Raw genomic sequence first — 25,523 nt, forward strand, 5'->3', positions numbered from 1 at the left:
CCCTGACCCCTGCGGGCGAGTCGCTCTGATCGGCATCAGCGACGGACGGCTCCGGGGAACAGGCGCTTCGCGAGGGGGGCCGGTTCGGGCGCCTGGGGGCGGCTGTGTCAGGGCCGGCGCGTCAGATCTCGATCGGGTGGGACTTGGCCAGGCGGTCGAAGGCGGCGAGCGTGTCGATGAGCCTGGGCATCTCGCGCAGGGGGATCATGTTGGGACCGTCGGAGGGGGCCTCGTCGGGGGCCTCGTGGGTCTCGATGAAGACGCCGGCGATGCCGAGGCTGACGGCGGCGCGGGCGAGGACGGGCGCAAACTCCCGCTGGCCGCCCGACGAGCCGCCGAGGCCGCCGGGCTGCTGCACGGCGTGGGTGGCGTCCATGATCACCGGGTAGCCGGTCTGCGCCATCGTCGGAAGGCCGCGCATGTCGGTCACCAGCGCGTTGTAGCCGAACGAGGCGCCCCGCTCGGTCAGCAGGATCGCCTCGTTGCCGGTCGAGGCGACCTTGGCCGCGACGTTGGCCATGTCCCAGGGCGCGAGGAACTGGCCCTTCTTCACGTTCACCGCCTTGCCGGTGGCGCCGGCGGCCAGCAGCAGGTCGGTCTGGCGGCACAGGAAGGCCGGAATCTGCAGGATGTCCACGCCCGCCTCGGCCGCCATCGCGCACTGGTCGGGCGCATGGACGTCGGTCAGGACCGGCAGGCCGGTGCGCGAGCGGATCTCGGAGAGCATCTCGAGACCCTCCTCCACGCCGGGACCGCGGCGCCCCGACAGGGAGGTGCGGTTGGCCTTGTCGTAGCTGGCCTTGAACACATAGCCGAGGCCGGCGGCGCGGCAGGCCTCGGACATCGCGCCGGCGATGTCGAGCGCATGCTCGAGCCCCTCCAGCTGGCAGGGGCCGGCGATCACGGTGAGCGGCAGGGCGTTGGAGATCGCGAGATCGCCGACGCGGACGGTCTTGGCTTCGGTCATGTCGGCGTCCTAGCCCGGCGACGCCGAGGCGTCCAGCACCTTCGCGACGGGCGCGCGGTTCGGGCGCTGCGGGGCCGTTTCAGGGGGGCGGCGGGCTGGCCGGCGCCGGCGCCGGGGGACGGAACCGGGAGCCCCGCAGCCCCCCGAAACGAGACCGCCCCGGGACGCGGCCCGGGGCGGATCGATTGCGGCCTCGGGCGCGGGGTCCGGGCCGGGCCCGGCCCGGCGCCGGACGCGCGAAGGCGTCAGCCGTGGACCTTCTTCACCCGGGTGACGATGCCCGCGAAGATCGAGATCACCGCCGCGAAGAAGCTGAGCAGCGCGCCCATCTTGGCGGCATCCTGGACCGGCCCCGCCTCGAACGCGACCGAAGCGACGAAGAGCGCCACGGTGAAGCCGATGGCCGCCACGCAGCCGATCACCACCAGGTCGATCATGCGCATCCCCTCCGGCAGCCCGAGCCCCATCGGCTTGGCGGCGAGCCAGCCCATGAAGGCGATGCCCAGCGGCTTGCCGATCAGCAGGCCCGCCAGCACCAGGAACGTGGGCGCCGAGATCGCCGAGAACTCGACCCCCGCGTTGGCGAGGCCAAAGAAGAACAGGATCACTTCGACGGGGATCTTCAACCCGTGCTCGACCTCGTTGAGCAGGTCGTGCAGGTGCTCCTCGGCCTCCGAGAAGAAGCCGAAGCTGACGTCGGCGTGGGGCAGGGTCATCACCATCGGCAGCAGGCCCAGCGCCGGGTGGATGCCCGATTCCTGGAAGCCGTACCAGCACACGCAGCCGCCGACCAGATACGGCCAGAAACCGAGTTTCTTGCGCACCCAGGTCGAGTTCGGGCGGTCCTGTTTGCCGCGGTCCATGCGCCGGGGCAGCCAGTTGGCGAGCAGGTAGGTCCCCCCCGCCGCGGCGATCGAGAGCAGCAGCCACTGGGGGGCGAGGTCGCCCGAGGGGTAGAAGATCGCCAGGATGATCAGGCCGGCGGCGTCGTCGGCGATCGCCAGCAGCAGCAGGAAGCGCACCGCAGGGTGGCCGGCGCCGAAGACCATGCGCCCGACGAGGTAGGAGAAGGCGATGTCGGTGGCCGTCGGGATCGCCCAGCCGCGCGAGACCGCGTCATAGGTCTCCGAGCCCATGACCATGGCAAGGCCGAGGTAGACCGCGATCGGGCCCAGCATGCCGCCGGCCGTCGCCACCAGCGGGGTCATCGCCTTCTTGCCGCGCAGCGAGCCGTTCTCGAGCGCCACGGCCTCCCAGACCTCCTTGCCGGCGATGGCGAAGAACAGGGCCATCAGCACGTCGTTGATCAGGTAGTGCAGGGTCAGGGTGCGGTGGGCGTGGCCCTCGGCGTCGACATGCAGGTGGCCGATGAAGAAGTCGTCGATCAGCGGGAACTCGACGAAATGGTGATAGCTGTCGGGAGCGACGTTGGCCCAGCCGAGCGCCACCAGCGCCCCGGCGATCAGGAGCAACGAGTACTCCGACACAAAGGACCACAGCTTGTACATTCCCCGGCTCCCACCCGCTGCATCAAGGTCCCGCGAACGAGAGGGCCGTCCGGGGGCAGGGGACTTGGTTAGGCGATCAGGCGGGGGGCGGCAATGCGTGATGGCGCGATCCTACGCCGCGGGCCCGGCCCGGGCGCTCCGCCGGCCCGAGGGGAAGCGCCGCGACGCGTGCGGCGCCGGCCTCCGACGTCGCGCACGCGGCGCGATTGCAGGGTCGCGCCCGCGGCGAGCTTGCGGCGCAGGCGCTCCGGGGCGAGCGCGGGGCCATCGAGCGGCGCGCGGACTTCAGCGGGCGGGCAGGGCGGCCTCGAGACGGGCCGCGATCGCCACGGCGTCGCCATCGAGCCGCAGGCGCTTGCCGCGCGCGGTCTCGCCGGCAAGCAGCGTCACGGCGGATCTCGGCAGGCCGGCGGCGCGGGCGAGCAGGCCGACGACGGCGGCGTTGGCCTTGCCGCCCTCGGCCGGGACCGAGACGCGGATGGCGAGCGCGGGGCGACCCTCGGCGTCGCTCACGATCCCCGCGATCCGGTCGCGCCCGCCGCGCGGCGTGGCCCGCACCGCCAGCAGCAGGCCGCCGCCCTCGGCCGGCCGCCAGGGGCGCGGGTCGGCATCGGTCATCGTCGGTCGGCCGCTCAGTAGTAGGCCGCGCCCATCAGGTTGTTGGAGATCAGCACCTGCAACGCCAGGATCGCGAAGATCAGCACCAGCGGCGCGAGGTCGAGGCCGCCCATCGAGGGCAGGACCGAGCGGATCGGCCGGTAGAGCGGCTCGGTCAGCCGGTTGAGCGTCGACCAGATCGTGTAGACGAAGCGCTGGCGCAGGTTGATCACGTCGAAATTGATCAGCCAGCTCATCACCGCGTGGATGATGACGACCCACCACAGGAACTTGAGGATCATCAGGAGAATGATGGCGATCGAGGTCATCTGGCGGTCATCCATGCGGCGGCGGCGGAGTCAGTGCGGCACAGGTAGCGGCGGGCCGCCCCCGGATCAACTCTCGCGCGGCCTCCGGGGCGCCGAGTCGCGCCGTCGCCGTCCTCACATTCGTCTCGCATTGCGGAGAGTCGCCACACTCCCCCTCACCGCAAGGGCCGTGGCCCGAGCCTCCCCGCGGCTTTCCCCGGCGCCCCCGGCTCATCCCGCCTGCGTCCGGTCGCCTGCGGGACCGCCGGCAAAGCCCGCGACGCCTGCCCTGCGCCGCGGGCCTGACATCGGGCCCAGGCGCCCCTGTCGTTGCGGCGCCTCGCGTTCAGGCGTTCTTTGCGCCACAGGCCCGCTTGACAGCCCCCCCGGCCCCCGTCTAGAGAGCCCGCCGACGGGGCCGTAGCTCAGCTGGGAGAGCGTCGCGTTCGCAATGCGAAGGTCAGGGGTTCGATCCCCCTCGGCTCCACCAAATCCCCGCGCAGGACGAGGCCGCCCATCGGGCGGCCTCGCGGCGTTCGGGGGCGGGGCTGGCGTCAGGTCGGGGCGAGGACGCGGTTGCGCAGGACGCCGATGCGCTCGACCTCCAGCTCCACCACGTCGCCCGCCTTCAGGAACCGCAGGTGCTCGAGCCCGCAGCCGTTGCCGACGGTGCCCGAGCCGATGAACTCGCCCGGGCGCAGGGTCTCGGAGGCGGACACGTGGGCGATCACGTCCTCGAACTTCCACAGCATTTCGCCGGAGTTTCCCCGGCCCCACTCCTCGCCGTTCACCCGCGCGATCATGGTCAGGTCGTAGGGGTCGGGGATCTCGTCGGCGGTGACCAGGCAGGGGCCCATGGCGTTGGCGTCGTCGAAATCCTTGCCCTTGGCCGGGCCGAGCTGGCCGCCCATCTCGGCGGTCTGGGCGTCGCGGGCCGAGAAATCGTTGAAGATCGTGTAGCCGTAGATCACCTCGCGGGCGCGCGCCTTCGGCACATCCTTGCAGGCGCGGGCGATGTAGACGCCGAACTCCAGCTCGAAATCCATCAGCTGCGAATAGGCGGGCCAGACCACGTCCGTCTCCGGCCCGCAGACCGAAAAGCGGTTGCACTTGTAGTAGATCGGCTGCTCGTAGAACGTCTGCGGGACCGAGAGGACGCCGGTGCGCTCCATCTCGGCCAGCGCCGCGGCGGGGTCCTCGGAGGCCTGGGCGCGCACCTTGCGGGCCGCCTGGAAGGCCTGCACCAGGTGCTTCTCGAAGCACAGCGCATCGCGCATCTGGGGCGGGGGCTGGATCGGGGCCAGCAGGCGGACGGCGGCGCGATCGAGGGTCATCTCGGCCGGGGCGCGGGCGATGGCCTCGCGAGCGCGGTCGAGCGTGGCCTCGCCCCCCTCGATCATCGTCAGCACGGAGACGAATCCGTCGAACTCCGGGCCGTTCAGCTCGGCCTCGACGGCGGCAAGGTCGACGATGCGGGCGTCGTCCGCGACCAGCGCGCCGGCGCGCGGCGCGCCGTCGGGGGCGACGTAGGTGACGAGTTTCATGCGGTCCTCCCTTGCGGCGGCGCCTTGGCGGCCCGCTTCAATGCCCAGCTTCGCGCCGGGGCCGCGGCCGCGCAAGCCTGCCGGCCGGTCGTGTTCGCGGCTGCGCGCCGGGCCGTGGCGCGCTAGAACCGGAGGCGACCACAAAGGGAGGAGACCATGGCGAACCGGGAGTTCACGCGCGGCCTGCACGACATCGGCAATGGCTGCTGGGCCTGGCTGCAGCCCGACGGCGGCTGGGGCTGGTCGAATGCGGGGCTGATCACCGACGGCGAGGCGAGCCTGCTGGTCGACACGCTGTTCGACCTGAAGCTGACCGGCGAGATGCTGGCCGCCATGCGCGCCGCCGTCCCGCAGGCCGAGGCGATCGGCACGCTGGTCAACACCCACGCCAACGGCGACCACACCTATGGCAACCAGCTGGTCGACGGCGCGCGCATCGTCGCCAGCAAAGGCACGGCCGAGGAGTTCGACCACGTGCCCCCCGCCATGTTCCAGGCGCTGATGGCCGATCCCTCGGCGCTGGGGGCGGCGGGGGATTTCGTGCGCGAGTGCTTCGCGCCCTTCGACTTCTCGGGCATCACCCTGACCCCGCCGACCGAGACCTTCTCCGGCGAGACCACGCTTCATGTCGGCGAGCGCGAGGTGCGGCTGATCGAGGTCGGTCCCGCCCACACCCGGGGCGACACGCTGGTCCACCTGCCGCGCGAGAAGGTCGTCTACACCGGCGACATCCTGTTCAACGAGGGCACGCCGATCGCCTGGGCGGGGCCGCTGAGCAACTGGATCGCGGCCTGCGACCGGATCCTGGCGATGGACGTCGAGGTGGTGGTGCCCGGCCACGGGCCGGTGACCGACAAGGACGGGGTGCGGGCGATGCGCGACTACCTGGTCTTCGTGACCGAGGAGGCGCGGCGGCGCTTCGATGCGGGGCTCGATTTCCTGACCGCCGCCCATGACATCGAACTGGGGCGCTTCGCCTCGCGGGGGGACCCCGAGCGCCTCGTGGTCAACGTGCAGACCCTCTACGACGACTTCGCTGGCGGCGAGCGGCCGGTGCGCGAGGCGATTCCCTATTTCGCCCACATGAAGGCCCTGCGGGAGAAATGGGGGCTGGGGCCCGTCCACGGCCATCTGCACGGGCCTGACTGCGCCTGCGGGGGCTGAGCGGGCCGCGCGCGCCACGCGAAGATTGACTCGGCGCGCGTCCCGATTAGTGTCCGACAAACCGACACTGAACGCCGGGCGGACAACGCCCGGTCGCCGCACGCCGGCAGGGGAGCGACGCGCATGGGGCTCAGGCCCAGGCCCATCCAGGTCTCGAAGGCCTATGAGCAGGTCTCGGCGCAGCTTGAGTCGCAGATCCTCGAGGGACGGCTTCAGCCGGGCGAGCAGCTGCCGGGCGAGGTCGAGCTCGCCGCGCTGTTCGGGGTCAACCGCTCGACCGTGCGCGAGGGCATTCGCAGACTGGAATCCGAGGGGCTGGTGCGCCGCTCCTCGCCGCGCAAGCTGGTGGTGGCGACGCCGAAGGCGCGCGAGCTCGCCTCGCGCAACAGCCGGGCGCTGCGGATGCTGGAGGTGACCTTCGACCAGCTCTGGCGCGTGGCCGTCGAGATCGAGCCGCTGGCCGCCGAGCTCGCAGCCCGCAACGCCACCGACGAGGACGTCGCCCGCCTGCAGGGCAACCAGACGCGCATGGCCAAGGCGACGCAGGCCCGCGACGACCGGGCGGTGGTGCGGCTGGACCTCGAGTATCACTCGTTCATTGCCGAGGCGACGAAGAACCCCGCGCTGGCGCTGGCGCAGGAGCCGATCGGCATCCTGCTCTACTCCGGGCTCGAGGCGCTGCTGCCCCACCTGCCGCAGGCGCCCGCCCGGCAGCTCGAGGCGCATGGGCGGGTGATCGACGCGATCCGCCTCGGCGATCCCGACGTGGCGCGCGACTGGACGCTGCGCCATGCGGTGGACTTCCGCCGCGGCTACCTGATGGCGGGCCTGCCGATGGACGCGCCCATCGCTCCGCTGGTCCCGGCAGCGGGCGCCCCGCGCGGACCCAGAGAGACCACGCCGCGCGACGCCTGACGCGCGCGGCCCGACGAGAAGGGGGAGACCCATGGACTTCGAGTATTCCGCAAAGACCCAGAGCCTGATGGCGCGGCTGGAGGACTTCATGCAGTCCCACGTGCTGCCCGCCAATCAGGAGTTCCATGAGACCTTCCACAGCACCGGCAAGTATCCCATCGAGCTGCTCGACCGCCTGAAGGCCAAGGCCTTCGAGGCCGGCCTGTGGAACATGTTCATGCCCGGCCTGAAGGACGACGAGCCGGGCACCCGGCTGAGCAACCTCGAATACGCCCCGCTGGCCGAGATCATGGGCCGCGTGCCCTGGGCCTCGGAGGTCTTCAACTGCTCGGCCCCCGACACCGGCAACATGGAGATCCTCCACCAGTTCGGCACGCCCGAGCAGAAGAAGCGCTGGCTCGAGCCGCTGATGATGGGCGAGATCCGCTCGATCGTGGGGCTGACCGAGCCGGACACCGCCTCCTCGGACCTGACGAACCTCTCGACGACGATCATCCGCGACGGCGACCACTATGTGATCAACGGGCGCAAGTGGTTCTCGACCGGGGCGATGCATCCCAATGCGAAGCTCGCCATCGTGTTCGGCGTCTCGGATCCCTCGCCCGAGGCGGACCGGCACAAGAAGCACAGCTTCATCCTGGTGCCGATGGACACGCCCGGCGTGAAGATCGTGCGCGACGTGCCGATCATGCATCACCACGCGCCCGAGGGTCACTCGGAAGTGCTCTACGAGAACGTGCGCGTGCCGGCGGACTGCATGCTGGGCTCGGAGGGCGACGGCTTCATGCTGGCCCAGGCGCGGCTGGGGCCGGGGCGCATCCACCACTGCATGCGCACCATCGGCCAGTGCGAGCTGGCGCTGGAGCTGATGTGCGAGCGGGCGCTGGAGCGCAAGACCTTCGGCAAGGCGCTGGCCGAGCGGGCCAACATCCAGGACTGGATCGCCGAGGCCCGCTTCGACATCGACCAGGCCCGCCTGCTGATGCTGCGCGCGGCATGGAAGATGGACCGCGAAGGTGCGAAAGCCGCGCGGGTCGACGTTTCGGCGATCAAGGTGGTGGCCGCGCGCCTGCAGACCTCGATCACCGACCGGGCGATGCAGGTCTTCGGCGCGGCCGGCATCACGCCCGACACGCCGCTGAGCTACCTGTGGACCTGGGGCCGGGCGCTGCGCTTCATCGACGGTCCCGACGAGGTGCACCTGATGGTCATCGCCCGCGACGAGCTGGGCAAGGCCAAGGGCCGCGTCGGCGCCAACACGCACCACTACGTGCGCCCGCACTGAGGCGGACGCCGCACCCGCAAGGCCGCGACCCGGGGAGGACGCCATGGCCGCAGCGATAGACCCCGCGACGAGACGGGAGCTGCACTACGGATCGAGGGTGGTCGACTGTTTCGTCGACCGCCCCTCCGACATCCACGCCATGCTCGAGGCCGCGGTCGCCGCGCGCCCCGACGCAGAGGCGCTGGTCTGCGGAGAGCTGCGCTTCACCTGGGCGCAGCTCGACGAGGAGGTGCGCCGGCTGTCGGCCGCGCTCCACGCCGAGGGCGTGGGGCCGGGCGACCGTGTGGCGCTGCTGCTGGGCAACGACGCGCCCTTCGTGGTGCTGACCTACGCCGTGGCGCGCCTCGGCGCGATCCTGGTGCCGCTGTCGCTGCGCGACCAGACGCCGGGGCTGCGCCATGCGCTCGTCCAGTCCGGCGCGAAGCTGCTGATCTGCGAGCCCGAGGCGGCCGCCATCGTCCCCCCGCCCGAGGAGACGCCGGCGCTGGTCCGCCGCTTTGCGCTCGGCAAGGTCGACGGGTTCTGCAACTACCACCGTCTGCTCGGCGCCGACCCCGAGGCCGCGCCGCCGCCGGCGCGCCCGGACGAGGAGGCGGTGGCGACGATCCTCTACACCTCCGGCACCACGGGCGTGCCGAAGGGGGCGATGCTGACCCATCTGGGGATCGTGCACTCGGCCAGCGCCTTCGCGAGCTTCATGGACAGCCGCCCGGGAGATCGGGAGGGCGTGATCGCCCCGCTCAGCCACGTCACGGGCCTGGTGGGGGGCGTGCACAAGGCGGTGCGCGCGCAGGCGACGCTGCTGGTGATGCGGGAGTTCAAGGCCGCCGCCTTCCTCAAGCTGGCGGCCGCGGAGAAGCTGACCCACGCGGCCATGGTGCCTGCGATGTACAACCTGTGCCTGGTGCAGGACGATCCTGCGAACCACGACCTCTCGGCCTGGCGCTGGGGGGGCTACGGGGGCGCGCCGATGCCCGCGCCGACCATCGAGCGGCTGGCCCAGAAGCTGCCGAACCTCAAGCTGATGAACTGCTACGGCGCGACGGAGACGACCTCGCCCGTCACCATGATGCCCCCCGAAAACACCGCCAGCCATCGGCTGAGCGTGGGCAAGTCCAGCTACGGCGCGATCACCGTGGTGATGGACGAGGACGGGCGCGAATGCCCGCCGGGCGCGCATGGGGAGCTGTGGCACTTCGGCCCCATGGTCGTGCCCGGCTACTGGGAGAACCCCGAGGCCACCGCGAAGGAGTTCGCGGGCGGGTTCTGGAAGTCGGGCGACATCGGCTCGGTGGACGAAGACGGGTTCGTCTATGTCCACGACCGCAAGAAGGACATGGTCAACCGCGGCGGCTACAAGGTGTTCACGGCCCAGGTGGAAAGCGTGCTCGCGGCCTTCCCCGGGGTGACCGAAAGCGCGGTGGTCGCCAAACCCTGTCCGGTGCTGGGCGAGCGGGTGCACGCCGTCGTGGTCTCGCCCGAACGGCTGGACGAGGGCGCGCTCGCCGCCCACTGCCGCCGCGAGCTCGCGGACTACCAGGCGCCCGAGAGCTTCACGATCACGCCCGAGCCGCTGCCGCGCAACCACAACGGCAAGATCATGAAGCGCGACATCCGCGAGAAGCTGGACTTCGTCGAGCGCGCCTGACCGCGCGCCCGACCCCACCCGACCTGGCCCGGCGCGCGCGTCCCGCGCCTCGCGACACGACCCCGGCGACCGCCTCAGGAGGGCGGCGCCCAACACAAGAAACGACCGTCAATCGATCGGACCCGCTCGAACGCGGGCCGCAACCTGGGAGGAGACACCATGAAGACCCCCGTGAAGACCCTTTTGAAAGGCGCCCTTGCCGGCGTCGCCGCGCTGGCCGCGACCGCAGGCCCCTCGGCCGCCCAGAACCTGATGATCTCGGCCTCGCTGCCGCAGGTCCACATGTGGGTGGGCCAGGTGCTCGACCCGTTCGCGACCAAGATGGAGGAGCGCACCGACCTGACCTTCACCCGCTTCTACGCGGGCGAGCTGGTGGGCGTGGGCCGCGGGCTCGACGCGCTGCAGGGCGGCACGGTCGACATCATCTCGCCGCTGCTCGCCCCCTACATCCCCGGCGCCTTCCCGCTGACCGACGTCAGCCAGCTGCCTGTCTACGGCACGGACTCGGCCCAGATCACCCGGGCGTTCCAGAAGCTGATGGACTCGGACGTCGAGCTGAAGGACGGCAAGACCTTCTACCAGTACGAGATCGAGCCGAAGAACATCGTCGCCTGGGCTCTGGGCGCTTCCGGGCCGTATGTGATCAACACCACCTCCAAGGAGATCACCTCGCCCGCCGATTTCCAGGGCCTGCCGCTGCGGGCCGGCGCCGCGCTGCAGACCATGACGCTCGAGAACCTCGGCGTGAACCCGGTGACCATGCCCGCCGCCCAGGCCTACGAGGCGCTGAGCCGCAAGACCATCGAGGGGATCCTGCTCTCGGTCGCCGACTGGAAATCCTACTCGATGACCGAGCTGCTGAAGTACTCGATCGAGGGCGTCGCCCTGGGACATTGGGAGAGCTACCACGCGATCTCCAAGTCCTCCTGGGACAGCCTGACCGAAGAGCAGCAGAGGATCTTCGACGAGACGATCCGCGAGACGGCGCTGGAGAACGCCGAGTTCATCCAGAAGCAGTATGTCGAGGTGCGTGAGACCGCCGAGGCCGCCGGCACCAAGTTCGTGCAGGCCGAGGATCTGCCCCAGGACCTGCGCGACCATATCGCGACCGCCGCGGTGGCCACCTGGAAGCAGTGGATCGAGACGCTGGAGGCCGACGGCCATCCCGCCCGCAAGACCGCGCAGCTGTGGTCCGAGCTGGTGCTGGCCGAGGGCGGCGAGCTGCCCCCGGGCGTCGCCGAATACCTCGCCGACTGATCCCCGCGCCGGCCCTCGCCCCCCGGGGCGGCGGCCGGCCGTCCGCGCATCTGGCCGTCGCCCCAAAGGGGCGCATCTGGCCGTCGCCCCAAAGGGGCGCATCTGGCGGTCGCCCCAAAGGGGCGCATCTGGCAGACGCCCCTTGGGGCGCATCTCACCGTCGCCTCCCGGGGCGGCGGTCCGCGCCGGAGGGTCGCGCGCCGCGCCCTCCGCCTGACCTTTTCATGTCGCGGGGAACCCGATGACCTCACATGAGGCCTTGATACTCGTCTCCGCATGGTTCGCCGTGTTCCTGATCCTGGGACAGAGCGTGGCGATCGTGCTGATGGGCGCCGGCATCGTCGGCATGTTCGCGATGATGGGCACGCGCCTGTTCGACGGGCTGCTGGCGGCCGACATCGTCGGCGCCGCCTCGTCCTATTCGCTCTCGATCATCTCGCTCTACCTGCTGATGGCGCAGTTCCTGCTGCGGGGCAGGGTGGTCGAGGACCTGTTCCGGGTCGGCTATCGCCTGGCCGGCAAGCGCCGCTTCCCGCTGGGGGCCGCGACCATCGTCTCGGGCGGCATGCTGGGCGCGGTCTCGGGCTCGGGCGCCGCCACGTCGGCCGCGCTCGCCGTGATGGCCGGGCCGCAGCTCCAGCAGGTGGGCTACACCAAGCGGTTCGCGGTGTCGCTGGCGGCCGTCTCCGGCTCGCTCGCCGCGATCATCCCGCCCTCGCTGATCATGATCTTCTACGGCTCGCTGACGCTGGTGCCGGTGGGGCACCTGTTCATCGGCTCGATGATCCCCGGCCTCTTGTGCATCCTGTGCTACATCGGCTGCCTGTGGGTCTTCGGCGAGGTCGAACCCGGCGCCGCGCCGGCCGAGTCCGAAGCCGACACCGCGCTGCCGACCTCGGCCGTGGCCGCCTTCATCTTCGTCGTCGTGCTGATGTTCGTGATCTTCGGGGGAATCTACGGGGGCGTGTTCACCGCCGGCGAGGCCGGGGGCCTGGGCGCCTTCACCGCCCTGGTCGGCATGACCGCGCTGCGCCGCATCGGGCTGCGGGACATCTTCAACAGCCTGGTGGACTCGGTGAAGGTCACCTCGATGCTGATGATCATCGTCATCGGCGCGCAGGCCTTCGGGCGGTTCCTGTCGCTCTCGCGCGCGCCGCGCGAGCTGCTGGAGGCGGTCGAGCCGCTGCTGGGCCAGCCCACGGTGCTGGTGGCCCTGATGCTGCTCGCCTTCTTCATCGGCGGTCTGCTGCTGGAGTCGGCGGCCGTGATGGTGCTGCTGATCCCGATCATCCTGCCGGTGCTCGAGGCCGCCCAGGTGGACCTGCTTTGGTTCGGCGTGATGGCCTGCTTCATGATCTCGCTGGGGCTGCTGACGCCGCCGGTGGGGCTTGCGACCTATGCCGCCTGCGCGGCGGTCAGGCATCCGGTGGGACCGATCTTCCGCACCACGGGACTGTTCGCCCTGGTGGCGGCGGTGATCGTGTCGCTGATCATGGTCGAGATTCCCGGCGTGGTGACCTGGCTTCCCTCCCAGATCCAGTGAGGTTCGATATGCTGAGACGATCCTACGACGCGCTGGGAAAGTTCGAGTGGGGGCTCGCCGCCATCGGCGGCGGGGTCTGCCTGCTGGGAATCCTGGGGCTGACGGTGCTGACGGTCTTCGGGCGCTACGTGCTGCACACCGACCTGATCCCGGGCGCCTTCAACATGATCGAGTCGGTGCTGTTCCCGATCATGGTGTTCTGGGGCCTGCCGCTCGCCCACCGCGAGGCGACGTTCCCGCGGCTCGAGATCCTGGACGGGGTCATGAAGGGCTCGGTGGGCAAGCTGGTGGCGGGCCTCGTGCTGCTGATCGAGGTCTGCGTCTACGCCATCGTGGCCTACTACTGCGCCCGCTACGCGCTGAAGTCCTTCGAGACCGCCCGAGCGGTGCAGATCGGCACGGGCACCTGGCCAGCCTGGCCGGTCGCCGCGATGGCGCCGATCGCCTTCGCGCTGATGCTGGTCGAGGCGGTGCGCCTGTGCCTCCGCGACTTCCGCGCCGCGCTCGCCCGCGGCGCCTGACGATGCGGCCGCGCTCGCCCGCGGCGCCTGACACTTCCGCCGTGCGACGGCGACCGAGACCAGGGAGACCCCTTATGAAGACCAGAGTGACCGAGCTGCTGGGGACGAAGTACCCCATCATCCAGGGCGGCATGCAGTGGGTCGGGCGGGCCGAGATGGCCGCGGCCGTCTCCGAGGCCGGAGGCCTGGGCATCCTGACCGCCCTGACCCAGCCCACGCCCGAGGGGCTGGCCGTCGAGATCGAGCGCTGCCGCGGAATGACCGACAAGCCCTTCGGCGTGAACCTGACGATCTTCCCCACCGCCCAGCCGGTGCCCTATGACGAGTATCTCGACGCGGCGCTGAGCAACGGCGTGAAGGTGATCGAGACCGCCGGCCGCAGCCCCAAGGACTTCATCGAGAAGATCCACGCCGCCGGGGGCAAGGTGGTGCACAAGTGCACCTCGGTGCGCCATGCCCTCTCGGCCGAGCGGGCCGGCGTCGACGCGATCTCCATCGACGGGTTCGAGGCGGCCGGCCACCCCGGCGAGGATGACGTGGGCGGTCTGGTCCTGTTCCCGGCCGCGGCGCGGGCGGTGAAGGTCCCTCTGATCGCCTCGGGCGGCATCGGCGACGGCGCGACCATGGCCGCGGCCTTCGCGCTGGGGGCTGAGGGCGTCAACATGGGCACCCGCTTCTGCGCGACCCAGGAGGCCCCGATCCACGACAACATCAAGAAGGCCATCGTCGAGGCCGGCGAGCGCGACACCATCCTGATCTTCCGCAGCTTCCGAAACACCGGCCGGGTGCTGAAGAACGCGGTCTCGCAGGAGGTCGTCTCGATCGAGACCCGCCCCGGCGGGGCCGAGTTCGGCGACGTGCACGCGCTGGTCGCGGGCGCCCGGGGGCGGGCGGCGCTTGAGTCGGGCGAGGTCGACGACGGCCTCGTCTGGGCGAGCCAGGTCTGCGGCCTGATCGAAGACATCCCCACCTGCGCCCAGCTGATCGAGCGCATGGTGGCCGAGTGCAAGGCAAAGCTCTCCGCAGCCTCGGCCGCCTGGGCCTGAGCCCTGCGGCAGGAGGCCGGGGCTGACATGCCCCGGCCCCCGTTCCTGGAAAGCCGCCGCGGCGGCCAGGTCGACCCCCCCGCCGCCAGCCGTCGCGCGTCCCGTCGTCCCGCGACGGGGTCGGCGGGCGGGCGCCTCGCGGGCTTGCCCGCGACAGAGCCGTCCCGCCGACCGCGCACGTTGCAGCGGCCGTCTGATCCCTCAGCCCTTCGGTTCGCTCCAGACCTCCGCCGCCCCGGCCTTCATCACCTCCGAGATCATCGCGTAGGCCTCCCCCCAGGCTTCCGCGACCTCCGGCGTCCAGTCTTCGCCCAGCCCTGCCTCCAGCGTGTGGAGCAGCGCCGCCCCGACCGTTCCGTAATGCGTCGCTTCGACCCCATAGCCGACATGGCGGGCGCCAAGCTCCCGCGCGACCGGGATAACCGTTTCGGGCTGGTGCAGGCTCTGCACCGCCACCGCCAGCATCTGCATCAGCTTGCGCTTCTGCTTGGCCATATCCTCGGGGAACAGCCGTCGCAGCCCGGGCTCGAGCTCGAACAGCCGCCCGTAGAAGATGTCGGCGGCCGCGTCCGCGATCGGCACCACCTTCCGGAAACTGGTCTGCGCCAGCGCCACCTGCTCGGGGGTCATGGGCGTGATCTCCTGCCGCCCGGCCAGGCCGGGACGCTGTGTCTGTCGGGGACGACAAGCCTCGCCGCCCGCCCGCGCCGCGCGCAGTCCCGGACAAGAGCGCGCAAGTCTTGACATAACGTCAAGATGACGCGCGCCGAAGTCTTCGCTCGGCGCCGCCCTGCGCTCCCCCAACGCCTCGATCTCATGGGTGGGCGCTCTCGTCCCATCAGGCCGGCGCGCGCGCCGCGAGGCGCCCGCCCGCGACGGCCCTCGCTTGCGGCTGAGCGCTGCAAAAAATGAAGCGGTGCGCTGCGAAACTAGCAGATTACATACGCGCTCGCTTGCGGTGAACTCTCGGACGAGGGCGGACCGGGCCCGACGCCGAGCGCCGCGCATCGCGGAGCGGCGCAGGCCCCGGGGGGCGCCGCCCCAGGACATTCCATGGCGAGCCCGGGAGCCGATCATGACCCAATTCCACCGCACCTCGCGCCGCGGTTTCCTGAAATCCTCCGCGGCGCTCGCAGGCGCCGCCGCGCTGGGGGGGCTGGCCACGCGCGCGCACGCCGCCGACCTGACCATCGGCTTCATCTACGTCGGTCCCAGGGACGACTACGGCTACAACCAGGCCCATGCCGAGGGCGCGGCCGCGGTAAAGGCCATGGACGGCGTCACCGTCGTCGAGGAGGAGAACGTCCCCGAATCCGTCGAAGTCCAGAAGTCGATGGAATCGATGATCAACTTCGACGGCGCCAGCCTGCTGTTCCCGACCTCCTTCGGCTACTTCGACCCGCATATCCTCGAGATGGCGCAGAAGTACCCCGACCTGCGGTTCGAGCACTGCGGCGGCATGTGGTCGGCCGACAAGCACCCGATGAACGTCGGCTCCTACTTCGGCTACATCGGCCTCGGCCAGTATCTCAACGGCATCGCCGCGGGCCACGCCACCCGGAGCAAGCGCATCGGCTTCGTCGCCGCCAAGCCGATCCCGCAGGTGCTGCAGAACGTGAACTCGTTCCTGCTGGGCGCGCGCGCCGTCGACCCCGAAATCACCTGCCAGGTGATCTTCACCGGCGAGTGGTCGCTGGCCGTGAAGGAGGCCGAGGCGGTCAACGCGCTGACTGACCAGGGCGCCGACGTCATCACCTGCCACGTGGACGGGCCCAAGGTGGTGATCGAGACCGCCGCCGGCCGCGGCGCCTTCGTCTGCGGCTACCACGCCGACCAGTCCGCGCTGGCCCCCGAGAAATACCTGACCGGCGCCGAGTGGAACTGGGCCAAGGTCTACACCGACATGGTCGCGACCGTGCAGGCGGGCGGGACCATCGACAACTTCGTGCGGGGCGGGCTGGCCGAGGGCTTCATCAAGATGTCGCCGCTGGGCCCCGCCGTGTCGGATCAGGCGCGGGCGCAGTTCGAGGCGACGAAGGCCGAGATCCTCAAGGGCGGCTTCTCGGTCTTCAAGGGCCCGATGAAGTCGAACGACGGCGAAACGATTGTCGGCGCCGGCGCGGCCCTCGTCGAGACGGACGTCGAGCTCGAGAGCATGGGTTACCTGGTCGAGGGCGTCATCGGTTCCACCTCCTGATCGCTCTCGAAAAGGGACCGTCGCGATGTCGGACCAGGCTGCAGCATCCCCCATGCCCTCCGCGGCCGCCTCCGTTGCGCAGATCGCGACGGTCCCGGCCGCCTCCGGCGCCCTTGCCCGATGGGCAAGGCGTCTGGAGGCGGTTTGCCTGCCGCTTGGCGCGCTGATCGTCGGACTGGCCGCCTTCGGCCTGTTCCTGCTGGCGCTCGGCAAGAGCCCGGCGGATTTCTACGCGCTGGTCTACAAGGCCGGCTTCGGCACGTGGTTCAGCTGGCAGAACACGCTCAGCCGCGCCGCGCCGCTGTTGCTGGCGGCGCTGTGCGTGGCGCTGCCGGCGCGGCTGGGGCTGATGATCATCGGGGGCGAGGGCGCGATCGTGCTGGGCGGCGTCGCGGCCGGCGGGCTGGGCGCGGCGATGCCCTGGGCGCCGGCGCTGATCGGCGTGCCGCTGATGGCGCTGGCCGCGATGCTGGTCGGGGGCGCCTGGATCGGCGCGGTGGGCGCGCTGCGCCAGAAGCGCGGGGTGAACGAGACCATCTCCTCGCTGCTGCTGGCCTATATCGCCATCGCGCTGATGAACCACCTGGTCGAGGGTCCGCTGCGCGATCCCGCCAGCCTCAACAAGCCCTCGACCGCGCCGCTGGCCGAGGGGCTGCGGATCGGCGACCTGCCGGGGATGGACGTGCACTGGGGTTTCGCCGTCGGCGCGCTCTGCTGCGTCATCGCCTGGGTGCTGATCGAGAAGACCACCTGGGGGTTCGCCGCGCGCCTCGTGGGCGGCAATGTGCGCGCGGCGCAGATCCAGGGGCTGCCGGTGGGCCGCCTGCTGATCGGCTTCACCGCGCTGGGCGGCGCCTTCGCGGGGCTTGCGGGGATGCTCGAGGTCTCGGCCGTGCAGGGCTCGGCCAACGGCAGCCTCGCGGCGGGCTACGGCTATGCCGGGATCCTGGTGGCCTTCCTCGCGCGGCACAACGGGCTCGCGATCATTCCGGTGGCGATCCTGATCGGAGGGATGGAGGCCTCGTCGGGCCTCGTGCAGCGGCGCATGGACCTCCCCGACGCGACGGTGCTGGTGCTCGAAGGCTTCGTCTTCGTGGCGATCCTGGTCTCCGAGACCCTCTACGGCCGCTTCAAGATCTTTGCGCCCGAACGCTGGAGCCGGACATGAGCGAGACCGGCATCGGCCTGTGGGGCGTTCCGCTGGCCATCCTGGGCGGCGCGATCCGGGTCTCGACCCCGTTCCTGTTCGTGAGCCTGGGCGAGTGCCTGACCGAGCGTTCGGGGCGCATCAACCTCGGGCTCGAGGGGACGCTCGTCTTCGGCGCCATGGCCGGCTACGCCATCGCCTACGAGACCGGGAACCCCTGGGCGGGGGTGCTGGCGGCGGCGATCGCGGGGGCGGCCTTCGGGCTGGTTCACGGGCTGTTGTGCTCGTTGCCGCGGGTCAACGACATCGCCATCGGCATCGCGCTGATGCTGCTGGGGATGGGCTTGGCCTTCTTCTTCGGCAAGCCCTACATCCAGCCGGTCGCGCCGGATCTGCCGGCCATCGAGCTCGGCGCCTGGTCGTCCTATCCCCAGGTGCAGGCGGCATTGCGGGTCAACGTGCTGTTCGTGATCGGCGCGGGCATGGCGGTGGCGTTGTGGTGGGTGTTCCGGGCCACGAAAGTGGGGCTGATCGTGCGGGTGGTGGGCGATTCCACCGACGCCGCGCGGGCCATGGGGCTGCGGCCCAACCGGATCCGCATCGCCTCGACCGCGGTCGGCGGCGCCTCGGCGGGCGTGGCGGGGGCGTATCTGTCGCTCTATTACCCCGGGTCCTGGAACGAGGGGATCTCGTCCGGGCAGGGGCTGATGGCGGTGGCGCTGGTGATCTTCGCACGCTGGAACCCGATCCAGTGCTTCGGAGCGGCGCTGCTGTTCGGCGGCGCGGGGGCGCTGGGTCCGGCGCTGCAGTCGGTGGGCGTCACCTCGGGCTACTATCTGTTCTACGCCGCGCCCTACGTGCTGACGCTGGGCATGCTGATCGCCACCTCCTCGACCACGCGGGCCATGAGCGGCGCGCCGGGCGAGCTGTCGATCACGAAATGAGGGGCGGAGAGATGTCCCCCCGCCCCGATCTTCGCAGGCCCGCGCGCTCAGAGCGCCTCGATCACCCCGCAGGCGATGCGGTCGCCCGAGGCGCCGGCCGGGTCCGTGACATAGTCGTCGGGGCCGGCGTGGATCATCAGCGCGGCGCCGTCGGAATCGAGCACCGCGGTGCGCCCGCGGCCGCCGAACAGGGCCTGGGCGGACTCCTCGAGCGCCTCGGCCGGGGTCTCGCCGTCGGAGTCGGCGAGCTTGGCCAGCGGCGCCAGCGTGGTCACCTTCAGCGTCCCGCTCTCGGGCACGTGAATGTTGGGCAGGTCGCCGGCGTGGGGGCCGTCCTCGGACAGGAAGCCGTGCGTGGCCTCGTCGCCGCCGAGATGCCCGCCGGCGTGGCCGAAGTCGGGCCCGCACTCGCCCACCGCATGGATGTGGAAGCCGTGCTCGCCCTCGGGCGCCTCGGTCAGCTCGAGCTCGATCAGCACGCCCGCGGGAGTGTTGTAGAGCGAGGCGACGCCCACCGGGTTGCCCTCGGGGCTGAGCATCTTGGCGGTGGCGTCCTGGGCGCGCGCGGCGTCGGCGACGAGGGTCAGGCCCATGGCGCCGGCCGCCGCCAGGGAAACGGCAAGAGTGAAGGGCAATGCGCGTCGAGTCATGAGGTTCTCCTGGGTCGTCTGGCCGGCGGTCGCTCGCGGCGGGCCGGCGGGGGTGTTGGGGACGATATGGGCGCCGCGAGGCGGCGACGCGATGGCAGGCGCATGGCGCCCTCGCGACAGCGGACGAAAAGAAAGGAAGCGCGATGAACGGCCTGGGCGGACTGAACCCCTCCCCGAACGGCGTGGTGATCGGACTGGTGCAGCTGCAGTTGCCGGTGGTGGTCACGCCCGAGGACCTGGCGCGCCAGACCGCGCGGATCGTCGAGATGGTGGGCAAGGCCCGGCGCAACATGGCGGGCATGGACCTGGTGGTGTTCCCCGAATACGCGCTGCATGGCCTGTCGATGGACATCAACCCGGCGATCATGTGCGCGATCGACGGGCCGGAGGTGGCGGCTTTCCGGCAAGCCTGCATCGACAACCGGATCTGGGGCTGCTTCTCGATCATGGAGAAGAACCCCGGCGGGATGCCCTGGAACACCGGCCTGGTGATCGACGACCAGGGGGAGATCCAGCTCTACTACCGCAAGATGCACCCCTGGGTTCCGGTGGAGCCGTGGGAGCCGGGAGATCAGGGCATCCCGGTGATCGAGGGCCCCAAGGGCTGCAAGCTGGCGCTGATCATCTGCCATGACGGCATGTTCCCCGAGATGGCGCGCGAATGCGCCTACAAGGGCGCCGAGATTATGCTGCGCACCGCTGGCTACACCGCCCCGATCCGCGACAGCTGGCGCTTCACCAACCAGGCCAACGCCTTCCAGAACCTGATGGTGACCGCGAACGTGTGCATGTGCGGCTCTGACGGGACCTTCGACTCGATGGGCGAGGGGATGATCTGCAACTTCGACGGCTCGGTGGTCGCGCACGGGACCTCGGGCCGGCCGGACGAGATCATCTCGGCCGAGGTGCGCCCGGACCTGGTGCGCGAGGCGCGCGCGGGCTGGGGGGTGGAGAACAACATCTACCAGCTGTTCCACCGCGGCTACGTGGCGGTGAAGGGGGGCGCGCAGGACTGCCCCTACACGTTCATGCAGGACATGGTCGCAGGCACGGCCCGGCTGCCCTGGGAGGAGGCGGTGAAGATCACCGACGGAACCTCCTGCGGCTTCCCCGAGCCCAAGCGGACCTACAGCCCCGGCGCGAAGGAGGCCGCGGAATGAACGTGACGGATGGGATCGTCGAGACGACCGGACCGCTGGCCGCGGACCCGTATCCCTGGCCATACAATGGCGACCTGCGGCCGGAGAACACGGCGCTGATCGTCATCGACATGCAGACCGACTTCTGCGGCGTCGGCGGCTATGTGGACAAGATGGGCTACGACCTGTCGAACACCCGCGCCCCGATCGCGCCGATCAAGGCGGTGCTGGCCGCCATGCGCGCCTGGGGCGGGCTGGTGATCCACACGCGGGAGGGGCACCGGCCGGATCTCGGCGACCTGCCTGAAAACAAGCGCTGGCGCTCGCGCCGCATCGGGGCCGGCATCGGCGATCCCGGGCCCTGCGGGCGCATCCTCACCCGTGGCGAGCCGGGGTGGGAGATCATCGAGGAGCTGGCGCCCATCGCGGGCGAGCCGATCATCGACAAGCCGGGCAAGGGCAGCTTCTACGCCACCGACCTGGAACTGCTGCTGCGCACGAGGGGCATCCAGAACTTCGTGCTGACCGGCATCACCACCGACGTGTGCGTGCACACCACCATGCGCGACGCCAACGACCGCGGCTTCGAGTGCCTGTTGCTCGAGGACTGCTGCGGGGCGACCGACATGGGCAACCACCACGCCGCCATCAAGATGATCAAGATGCAGGGGGGCGTGTTCGGGGCGGTCTCGAACTCGGCGGACTACATCGCCTGCCTGGAGGGCGTGGGCGCATGACCGTCCTCCCCCCCGGGATCAAGGCGCTGGGCGTCGAGACGGTCGGCATGACCAAGCGCTTCGGCGGCTTCACGGCGCTCAAGGATGTCTCGATCAAGGTGACGCCGGGCTCGTTCCACGCCCTGCTGGGGGAGAACGGCGCGGGCAAGTCGACGCTCGTGAAATGCATGATGGGCTTCTATACGCCCACCGAAGGCTCGGTGATCGTGGGCGCGCGCGAGGTCGACATCCCCGACCCCCGCGCCGCCCATGCCATGGGGCTGGGCATGGTCTACCAGCATTTCACCCTGGTCCCCTCGCTGACCGCGGCCGAAAACCTGGTGATCAGCCGCGAGGACGCGCCCAGGATCATCGACTGGCGCCGCGAACGGCGCGACCTCGAGGCGTTCATCGACACGATGCCGTTCAAGGCGCCGCTGAACGTGCCGGTGATGCGCCTCTCGGCGGGGGAGCGGCAGAAGCTCGAGATCCTCAAGCAGCTCTATCTCGGGCGGCGGTTCCTGATCCTCGATGAGCCGACCTCGGTGCTCACGCCCGCCGAGGCGGACGAGGTGCTGGGGGTGGTGCGGGGGCTGACGGAGGCGGGCGAGATCTCGGTGCTGATGATTTCTCACAAGTTCCGGGAGGTGACGGCCTTCGCGGACGAGGTCTCGGTGCTGCGGCGGGGGGCGAAGACCGGCGGCGGGCGGGTCGCGGACCTGAGCCACGCCGACATGGCCGAGTTGATGGTGGGGGCGGAGACGCTGGCCAGGTCCGCCGCGCGGACCGGGACCCCGGGCGAGGCGGTGCTGCGGGTCGAGGGCGTGCGCGCCGCCGACGGCAGCGGCCTCAGGCAGATCGAGATCGACGGGTTCGAGGTGCGCGCGGGCGAGGTCGTGGGCATCGCCGGCGTCTCGGGCAACGGCCAGTCGGAGTTCATGGAGATCCTGACCCGGCAGCGCCCCTGCGAGGCGGGCGTCATCAAGGTCCACGGCGTACCCTACCGCGCCACCCGCGAGGAGCAGCGCCGCCTGAAGGTGCGATATCTGCCCGAGGAGCCGCTGAAGAACGCCTGCGCGCCGAAGATGAGCGTGGCCGAGAACATCGCGTTCCGCAGTTTCGACGTGAACGGCAAGGGCGCGCGGCGGTGGCTGGACGGGGCGGGGATGACCCGGCTGGGGGCCGAGCTGGTGCAGGCCTTCAAGGTCAGGACCGCCAGCCTCGAAAGCCCGATCGAGAGCCTCTCGGGGGGCAACGTCCAGCGGGCGGTGCTGAGCCGCGAGCTTTCGGGGGAGGTGGACCTGCTGATCATCTCCAACCCGTGCTTCGGGCTCGACTTCACCGCGGTGGCAGAGATCCGCCAGCGGATCATGGCCGCGCGCAACGCCGGCGCGGCGGTGCTGCTGATGTCGGAGGACCTGGACGAGATCCTGGAGCTGTCGGACCGCATCCTGGTGATGTCCGAGGGCCGCTTCGCTTATGAGGTCGAGGCGGGCCAGGCGGACGTGGCCGAGATCGGCCGGCACATGGCGGGGCACGCGTGATGGCGACGCTCGCGGCCGAGCCGTTCCCCATCGAGCTCGACCCCTCGGCGCTGGGCCTGGTGGTGATCGACATGCAGCGCGACTTCATGGAGGCGGGCGGCTTCGGCGCGAGCCTGGGCAACGACGTCTCCCTGCTGCGCGCGATCATCCCGACGACGGCGCGGCTGATCGCGGGGTTCCGCGCCGCCGGCCTGCCGGTGATCCACACGCGCGAGTGTCACCGCCCGGACCTGTCGGACCTGCCGCGCGCCAAGCGCGACCGGGGGTCTCCGGCGCTGCGGATCGGGGACGCGGGGCCGATGGGCCGGATCCTGATCGCCGGCGAGCCGGGGGCGGACATCATTCCCGAACTTTATCCCGCGGAGGGCGAGACCGTGATCGACAAGCCGGGCAAGGGCGCCTTCCATGCCACCGACTTCGGCCAGGTGCTGCAGGCCAAGGGCCTGCGCCAGCTGGTCTTTGCGGGCGTCACCACCGAGGTCTGCGTGCAGACCACGATGCGCGAGGCCAACGACCGGGGCTATGAGTGCATCCTCGCGACCGATGCGACCGAGTCCTACTTCCCCGCCTTCAAGCAGGCCGCCATCGAGATGATCCGCGCCCAGGGCGCCATCGTCGGCTGGACCGCCACGAGCGACCGGATCCGGGAGGCGATCGGTGTCTGATCCCCTGACGCCCGTCACCGACGCGCCCGCCGTGCTGCGCGGCTTCCTGCCCCTGGCGCTTTCGGGCGGCTGGCAGGCGCTGCCTTTCGAGTTCTTCCGCGAGGGGGTGGAGATCCACCGCCTGGCGGAGGGCCCCGCCGCGGTCGCGCTTCTTCGCTACGCGCCCGGCGCCTCGGTGCCGCGGCACCGGCATACGGGGCTCGAGACCATCGTGGTGCTCGAGGGGTCCCAATCCGACGACAACGGTGTGGCCCGGGCGGGCGACATCGTCTTCAATCCCGAGGGCAGCGTGCACAGCGTCTGGTCCGAGGACGGCTGCGTGGTCCTGATCCACTGGACCCGCCCCGTGGAATTCGTGGAGCCGGCCTGAGCGCCGCCCGAGCAACCAAGAAAGCGAGGCGTCCCATGAAGGACCTGCCCTTCCATATCCAGGCCCTTCACGCGGCCTACGCGCGCGGCGTCTCGCCCATCGAGGTGATCGCGGAAGTCTACCGGCGCATCGAGGCGGCGGGCGATCCCGGCATCTTCATCCACCTCGTGGACCCCGAGACCGCCGGGGCCGCCGCCGCGGCGCTGCCGCCCTTCGATCCCGTCGCGATGCCGCTGTGGGGCGTGCCCTTCGCGGCCAAGGACAACATCGACGCCGCCGGCTGCCCGACCACCTGCGCCTGTCCCGCCTCGGCCTACCAGCCCTCGCAGGACGCGGTGGCGGTCGCGGCGCTGAAGGCGGCGGGCGCGATCCTGGTGGGCAAGACCAACCTCGACCAGTTCGCCACGGGGCTGGTGGGCGTGCGCTCGCCCTATCCGATCCCCAGGAACGCGGTGGATCCCGCGATCGTGCCGGGGGGATCGTCCTCGGGGTCCGCGGTGGCGGTGGCGCGGGGGCTGGTGAGCTTTTCGCTCGGGACCGACACGGCGGGCTCGGGGCGGGTGCCGGCGGCGCTGAACAACATCGTGGGGCTGAAGCCGTCGCTGGGGGCGATCTCGGCGACCGGGCTGGTCCCGGCCTGCCGGTCGCTGGACACGATCTCGATCTTCGCGCTGACCGTGGGGGACGCCTGGGCGGCGTTCCGGGCGGCGGCGGTGTTCGACCCCTCCGACGCCTACGCGCGGCCCGCCTCGACGCCGGCGCTGGCGGCCTGTCCCCCCGCCTTCAGGGTCGGCGTGCCGACGCCCGCCACGCGGATCTTCCTTGGCGACGCCGCGCAGGAAGCCGCCTACGACGCCGCGCTGGAGGAGCTTGCGGCGCTGGGCGGGGAGCTGGTGGAGCTCGACTTCCAGCCCTTCTACGACATCGCGCGGCTGCTCTACGACGGTCCCTGGGTCGGCGAGCGCTGGGCCGCGACCGAGGCGATCATCCGCGACCGCCCCGAGGAGATGCACCCGGTCACCCGCGCGATCATCGGCAAGGCGGAAGGATACTCGGCCGCCGACGCGTTCAAGGGGCAGTACGCGCTGCAGGCGCTCAAGCGGATCGTGCAGCCGATGCTGGACGCGGTCGACCTGATGGCCGTGCCGACGATCCCCACCTTCTACTCGGTGGCCGATCTCGAGGCGGACCCGGTGACGCCGAACTCCAACTTCGGGACTTACACCAACTTCGTGAACCTGCTGGACATGTGCGGACTGGCCGTGCCGATGGCGGCGCGGGCCGACGGGCGGCCGGGTTCGGTGACGCTGCTGGGCCGCGCGGGGCGCGACGCGCAGCTGGCCGCATTGGGCGAGACGCTGCACGACCGCTCGGGCGTCGCGCTGGGGGCGACGGGGTGGGCGGCGCCGCGGGGGCCGGAGCGCGCGGCCGCGGCGATGGACGACGAGATCGCGCTGGCGGCGGTCGGCGCGCACATGTCGGGCCTGCCGCTGAACCCGGAGCTGACCCGGCTGGGGGCGCGGTTCCTGGCCGCGACCACGACCTCGGCCGACTATCGCCTCTACGCTCTGCCGGGCGGCCCGCCGAAGCGGCCCGGGATGGTGCGCGCGAAGGACGGCGCGCAGATCGCGGTCGAGGTCTGGGCCGTCCCCATGGCCCGGTTCGGAGCGTTCATCGCCGGAGTGCCCTCGCCGCTGGGGATCGGGACGGTGCAGCTCGCCGACGGCTCGAGCGTGAAGGGGTTCCTGTGCGAGGCGGCGGGCCTGGAGGGGGCCGAGGACGTCACCGCCCACGGCGGCTGGCGCGCCTACCTCGCGGCGGGCGCCTCGGACGCCGCCTGATCGCGGA

At 71.0% G+C, this 25,523-nt stretch carries 24 protein-coding genes and 1 tRNA gene; 18 read left to right on the forward strand and 7 right to left on the reverse strand.

Features of this window, described 5'->3' with window-relative positions:
• Nucleotides 1-121: 121 nt before the first annotated feature.
• From kdsA to AAC134_RS09730, 4 genes are all read right to left on the reverse strand, one after another.
• The gene (kdsA, locus tag AAC134_RS09715; protein ID WP_339948888.1) at nucleotides 122-967 is read right to left on the reverse strand and encodes a 3-deoxy-8-phosphooctulonate synthase; all 846 of its coding nucleotides are present in this window, start codon (nucleotides 965-967) and stop codon (nucleotides 122-124) included.
• Nucleotides 968-1,212: 245 nt separating this feature from the next.
• Nucleotides 1,213-2,475: a Na+/H+ antiporter NhaA gene (locus AAC134_RS09720; protein WP_339948889.1), complete on the reverse strand. Its 1,263-nt coding sequence runs from the start codon at nucleotides 2,473-2,475 to the stop codon at nucleotides 1,213-1,215.
• Between the two features lie 285 nt (nucleotides 2,476-2,760).
• On the reverse strand, nucleotides 2,761-3,093 hold the full coding sequence (locus AAC134_RS09725) for a DUF167 family protein (RefSeq protein ID WP_339948890.1): 333 nt from the start codon (nucleotides 3,091-3,093) through the stop codon (nucleotides 2,761-2,763).
• Nucleotides 3,094-3,107: 14 nt separating this feature from the next.
• Complete coding sequence (locus AAC134_RS09730) at nucleotides 3,108-3,401, reverse strand: YggT family protein (protein WP_339948891.1); 294 nt, start codon at nucleotides 3,399-3,401, stop codon at nucleotides 3,108-3,110.
• Nucleotides 3,402-3,794: 393 nt separating this feature from the next.
• Between AAC134_RS09730 and AAC134_RS09735 the strand changes: the two genes are divergently transcribed.
• Nucleotides 3,795-3,870, forward strand: a tRNA-Ala gene (locus AAC134_RS09735).
• A 64-nt stretch (nucleotides 3,871-3,934) separates the two neighbouring features.
• On the opposite strand, the gene AAC134_RS09740 is transcribed toward AAC134_RS09735, so the two are convergent.
• Entirely contained in the window at nucleotides 3,935-4,924 is a 990-nt protein-coding gene (locus tag AAC134_RS09740) for a fumarylacetoacetate hydrolase family protein (RefSeq protein ID WP_339948892.1), read from the reverse strand.
• A gap of 156 nt (nucleotides 4,925-5,080) precedes the next feature.
• On the opposite strand from AAC134_RS09740, the gene AAC134_RS09745 reads away from it, so the two are divergent.
• The 8 genes from AAC134_RS09745 to AAC134_RS09780 all read left to right on the forward strand — a co-directional run bounded on the left by AAC134_RS09745 (nucleotide 5,081) and on the right by AAC134_RS09780 (nucleotide 14,303).
• A complete protein-coding gene (locus AAC134_RS09745; protein WP_339948893.1) occupies nucleotides 5,081-6,088 on the forward strand; it encodes an MBL fold metallo-hydrolase in 1,008 nt (335 codons plus the stop codon).
• Nucleotides 6,089-6,211: 123 nt separating this feature from the next.
• Nucleotides 6,212-7,003 (forward strand): FCD domain-containing protein, encoded by a 792-nt coding sequence (locus AAC134_RS09750; RefSeq protein WP_339948894.1) that lies wholly within the window; start codon nucleotides 6,212-6,214, stop codon nucleotides 7,001-7,003.
• 31 nt (nucleotides 7,004-7,034) lie between these two features.
• Nucleotides 7,035-8,288, forward strand: a complete 1,254-nt coding sequence (locus AAC134_RS09755) for an acyl-CoA dehydrogenase family protein (protein ID WP_339948895.1) — start codon at nucleotides 7,035-7,037, stop codon at nucleotides 8,286-8,288.
• Nucleotides 8,289-8,331: 43 nt separating this feature from the next.
• A complete protein-coding gene (locus AAC134_RS09760) occupies nucleotides 8,332-9,936 on the forward strand; it encodes a class I adenylate-forming enzyme family protein (protein WP_339948896.1) in 1,605 nt (534 codons plus the stop codon).
• Nucleotides 9,937-10,095: 159 nt separating this feature from the next.
• The gene (gene dctP, locus AAC134_RS09765; RefSeq protein WP_339948897.1) at nucleotides 10,096-11,193 is read left to right on the forward strand and encodes a TRAP transporter substrate-binding protein DctP; all 1,098 of its coding nucleotides are present in this window, start codon (nucleotides 10,096-10,098) and stop codon (nucleotides 11,191-11,193) included.
• 241 nt (nucleotides 11,194-11,434) lie between these two features.
• Nucleotides 11,435-12,736: a TRAP transporter large permease subunit gene (locus AAC134_RS09770; RefSeq protein ID WP_339948898.1), complete on the forward strand. Its 1,302-nt coding sequence runs from the start codon at nucleotides 11,435-11,437 to the stop codon at nucleotides 12,734-12,736.
• An 8-nt stretch (nucleotides 12,737-12,744) separates the two neighbouring features.
• Nucleotides 12,745-13,257, forward strand: coding sequence for a TRAP transporter small permease subunit (locus tag AAC134_RS09775; protein WP_339948899.1), 513 nt, complete (start codon nucleotides 12,745-12,747; stop codon nucleotides 13,255-13,257).
• 74 nt (nucleotides 13,258-13,331) lie between these two features.
• A complete protein-coding gene (locus tag AAC134_RS09780; protein WP_339948900.1) occupies nucleotides 13,332-14,303 on the forward strand; it encodes a nitronate monooxygenase family protein in 972 nt (323 codons plus the stop codon).
• 201 nt (nucleotides 14,304-14,504) lie between these two features.
• Here AAC134_RS09780 and AAC134_RS09785 read toward each other — a convergent pair whose 3' ends face one another.
• Nucleotides 14,505-14,933, reverse strand: coding sequence for a globin family protein (locus tag AAC134_RS09785; protein WP_339948901.1), 429 nt, complete (start codon nucleotides 14,931-14,933; stop codon nucleotides 14,505-14,507).
• 445 nt (nucleotides 14,934-15,378) lie between these two features.
• On the opposite strand from AAC134_RS09785, the gene AAC134_RS09790 reads away from it, so the two are divergent.
• The 3 genes from AAC134_RS09790 to AAC134_RS09800 are packed head-to-tail and all read left to right on the forward strand — an operon-like array spanning nucleotide 15,379 to nucleotide 18,591.
• Nucleotides 15,379-16,500 (forward strand): BMP family ABC transporter substrate-binding protein, encoded by a 1,122-nt coding sequence (locus tag AAC134_RS09790; protein ID WP_339948902.1) that lies wholly within the window; start codon nucleotides 15,379-15,381, stop codon nucleotides 16,498-16,500.
• A 52-nt stretch (nucleotides 16,501-16,552) separates the two neighbouring features.
• Nucleotides 16,553-17,668 (forward strand): ABC transporter permease, encoded by a 1,116-nt coding sequence (locus AAC134_RS09795; RefSeq protein ID WP_339948903.1) that lies wholly within the window; start codon nucleotides 16,553-16,555, stop codon nucleotides 17,666-17,668.
• Nucleotides 17,665-18,591, forward strand: a complete 927-nt coding sequence (locus tag AAC134_RS09800; RefSeq protein ID WP_339948904.1) for an ABC transporter permease — start codon at nucleotides 17,665-17,667, stop codon at nucleotides 18,589-18,591. The genes AAC134_RS09795 and AAC134_RS09800 overlap by 4 nt, the downstream gene beginning before the upstream one ends.
• Nucleotides 18,592-18,638: 47 nt before the next feature.
• On the opposite strand, the gene AAC134_RS09805 is transcribed toward AAC134_RS09800, so the two are convergent.
• On the reverse strand, nucleotides 18,639-19,241 hold the full coding sequence (locus AAC134_RS09805) for a superoxide dismutase family protein (RefSeq protein ID WP_339948905.1): 603 nt from the start codon (nucleotides 19,239-19,241) through the stop codon (nucleotides 18,639-18,641).
• Nucleotides 19,242-19,384: 143 nt separating this feature from the next.
• On the opposite strand from AAC134_RS09805, the gene AAC134_RS09810 reads away from it, so the two are divergent.
• From AAC134_RS09810 to atzF, 6 genes are read left to right on the forward strand one after another with little or no spacing between them, the layout of a single operon-like run.
• Nucleotides 19,385-20,401, forward strand: a complete 1,017-nt coding sequence (locus AAC134_RS09810) for a formamidase (RefSeq protein WP_339948906.1) — start codon at nucleotides 19,385-19,387, stop codon at nucleotides 20,399-20,401.
• Nucleotides 20,398-21,117, forward strand: coding sequence for an isochorismatase family cysteine hydrolase (locus AAC134_RS09815; RefSeq protein WP_339948907.1), 720 nt, complete (start codon nucleotides 20,398-20,400; stop codon nucleotides 21,115-21,117). The genes AAC134_RS09810 and AAC134_RS09815 overlap by 4 nt, the downstream gene beginning before the upstream one ends.
• Nucleotides 21,114-22,640 (forward strand): ABC transporter ATP-binding protein, encoded by a 1,527-nt coding sequence (locus AAC134_RS09820; protein WP_339948908.1) that lies wholly within the window; start codon nucleotides 21,114-21,116, stop codon nucleotides 22,638-22,640. Before AAC134_RS09815 ends, AAC134_RS09820 begins: the two co-directional genes overlap by 4 nt.
• A complete protein-coding gene (locus tag AAC134_RS09825; protein WP_339948909.1) occupies nucleotides 22,640-23,305 on the forward strand; it encodes an isochorismatase family cysteine hydrolase in 666 nt (221 codons plus the stop codon). Before AAC134_RS09820 ends, AAC134_RS09825 begins: the two co-directional genes overlap by 1 nt.
• Nucleotides 23,298-23,675: a cupin domain-containing protein gene (locus tag AAC134_RS09830; RefSeq protein WP_339948910.1), complete on the forward strand. Its 378-nt coding sequence runs from the start codon at nucleotides 23,298-23,300 to the stop codon at nucleotides 23,673-23,675. Before AAC134_RS09825 ends, AAC134_RS09830 begins: the two co-directional genes overlap by 8 nt.
• 35 nt (nucleotides 23,676-23,710) lie before the next feature.
• On the forward strand, nucleotides 23,711-25,516 hold the full coding sequence (atzF, locus tag AAC134_RS09835) for an allophanate hydrolase (protein WP_339948911.1): 1,806 nt from the start codon (nucleotides 23,711-23,713) through the stop codon (nucleotides 25,514-25,516).
• The last annotated feature ends 7 nt before the right edge of the window (nucleotides 25,517-25,523 follow it).

Source organism: uncultured Albimonas sp., from assembly GCF_963977235.1.
Classification (GTDB): Bacteria; Pseudomonadota; Alphaproteobacteria; order Rhodobacterales; family Rhodobacteraceae; genus Albimonas.